At 48.1% G+C, this 2,605-nt stretch carries 2 rRNA genes (1 of these 2 only partly in view); both read left to right on the forward strand.

The features are described 5' to 3' along the window. Positions 1–2,391 (forward strand): 23S ribosomal RNA (locus EGT74_RS26785) (it extends 492 nt beyond the left edge of the window). Between the two features lie 92 nt (positions 2,392–2,483). Then, a 5S ribosomal RNA gene (gene rrf, locus EGT74_RS26790) occupies positions 2,484–2,595 on the forward strand. Positions 2,596–2,605: the final 10 nt, after the last annotated feature.

A 2,605-nucleotide genomic window follows, 5' to 3' on the forward strand; every position in this document is an offset into this window, starting at 1 on the left:
AGGTGAAAAGTACTCCGAACAGGAGAGTGAAATAGTACCTGAAACCGTGCGCCTACAAGCGGTCGGAGCCAAGTAATTGGTGACGGCGTGCCTTTTGCATAATGAGCCTACGAGTTACTCCTCACTGGCGAGGTTAAGTTCTTCAGTAACGGAGCCGCAGCGAAAGCGAGTCCTAACAGGGCGTTTTAGTCAGTGGGGGTAGACGCGAAACTTTGTGATCTATCCATGGGCAGGTTGAAGGTTTGGTAACACAAACTGGAGGACCGAACTCATTAGCGTTGAAAAGCTATGGGATGACCTGTGGATAGGGGTGAAAGGCCAATCAAACTGAGAGATAGCTCGTTCTCCCCGAAATGTTTTTAGGAACAGCCTCGTATATAGACGTATCATAGAGGTAGAGCTACTAATTGGGCTAGGGGGCTTCACCGCCTACCAAACCCTAATAAACTCCGAATGCTATGATATATCTGCGGGAGTGAGGCTGTGGGCGCTAAGGTCCATGGCCGAGAGGGAAATAACCCAGATTAACAGCTAAGGTCCCTAAATGTATGTTAAGTTGAACAAACGCAGTTCAAACCCTAAAACAGCCAGGATGTTGGCTTGGAAGCAGCCATTCATTTAAAGAGTGCGTAACAGCTCACTGGTCGAGGGTTTGGGCACGGAAAATAATCGGGCATCAAACATACTACCGAAGCTTTAGGATCCCCACCAGGTGGGTGATCGGTAGGGGAGCATTCTGTACTGCATTGAAGGTGTACCGCGAGGTATGTTGGAGCGTACAGAAAAGAAAATGTAGGCATAAGTAACGATAAAAAAGATGAAAAATCTTTTCGCCGTAAGACTAAGGGTTCCTGATCAACGCTAATCGGATCAGGGTTAGTCGGGTCCTTAGGCAAAGCCGAAAGGCGTAGCTGATGGCAAACTGGTGAATATTCCAGTACCTGCTATAATTTCGATGGGGTAACGGAGTAGTGAAAGGACTGCGCACTTACGGAATAGTGCGTTAAAGGGAGTAGGTATATCTTTGGTAGGTAAATCCGCCAGGGATGCTGAACCTGATAGTACAGCAAAGCTTCGGCCGCGCTGATAATGTCCCTAATCAGACTTCCAAGAAAAACCTCTAAGGTTAGGTTATAGCAGCCCGTACCGTAAACCGACACAGGTAGTCGAGGAGAATATCCTAAGGCGCTCGAGTGATCCGTGGTAAAGGAACTAGGCAAATTGACGCTGTAACTTCGGGATAAGGCGTACCACAGTAATGTGGTCTCAGTAAAATGGTCCAACCAACTGTTTAACAAAAACACAGGGCCCTGCAAAATCGAAAGATGACGTATAGAGCCTGATACCTGCCCGGTGCTGGAAGGTTAAGGAAGGGTGTTCGACGCAAGTCAAAGCTCCTGACTGAAGCCCCAGTAAACGGCGGCCGTAACTATAACGGTCCTAAGGTAGCGAAATTCCTTGTCGGGTAAGTTCCGACCTGCACGAATGGTCTAATGAGTTGGACACTGTCTCTACCACGAGCTCGGTGAAATTGTAGTATCGGTGAAGATGCCGGTTAATCGCAACGGGACGGAAAGACCCCGTGAACCTTCACTACAACTTAACATTGATTTTGAATGCCAGATGTGTAGGATAGTTGGGAGACTATGAAGCAGCTTCGCCAGGAGTTGTGGAGTCATCGTTGAAATACCAACCTTCTGTTATTTAGAGTCTAACTCCTGTGAGGGAGGACATTGTTTGGTGGGTAGTTTGACTGGGGTGGTCGCCTCCTAAAAAGTAACGGAGGCTCGCAAAGGTACCCTCAGTACGGTTGGTAATCGTACGAAGAGCGCATTAGTATAAGGGTGCTTGACTGTGAGGCAGACAAGCCGAGCAGGTGCGAAAGCAGGCTAAAGTGATCCGGTGGTTCTGTATGGAAGGGCCATCGCTCAAAGGATAAAAGGTACTCCGGGGATAACAGGCTGATCTCACCCAAGAGCTCATATCGACGGTGAGGTTTGGCACCTCGATGTCGGTTCGTCACATCCTGGGGCTGGAGAAGGTCCCAAGGGTTCGGCTGTTCGCCGATTAAAGTGGCACGTGAACTGGGTTCAGAACGTCGCAAGACAGTTCGGTCCCTATCTGTTGTGATCGTTAGTAAATTGAGAGGACATGACCTTAGTACGAGAGGACCGGGTCGTACGTACCGCTGGTGTATCTGTTGTGCCGCCAGGTGCAGTGCAGAGTAGCTATGTACGGGCAAGATAAACGCTGAAAGCATCTAAGCGTGAAACTTACCTCGAGATGAGTTTACTTTTAAGGGCCGTCAGAGACGATGACGTTGATAGGCTACAGGTGTAAGGGTGGTAACATCGAAGCCGAGTAGTACTAATTGCCCGTAAGCTTTAATTTTTTATACTTTCTTCAGCGCTGCAAAGCGTGTGTTTTTACAACTTCCCAATATGTAAATTTATTGTCGTCAAGACTAGAGATATTAAAGATCTTATGGTGGTTTTGCCGAGGGTGTTCACCTCTTCCCATTCCGAACAGAGAAGTTAAGCCCCTCATGGCCGATGGTACTGCACTATCATGCGGGAGAGTAGGTAGCTGCCATATTTATTAGAAA

Source organism: Chitinophaga lutea (assembly GCF_003813775.1).
Classification (GTDB): domain Bacteria; phylum Bacteroidota; class Bacteroidia; order Chitinophagales; family Chitinophagaceae; genus Chitinophaga; species Chitinophaga lutea.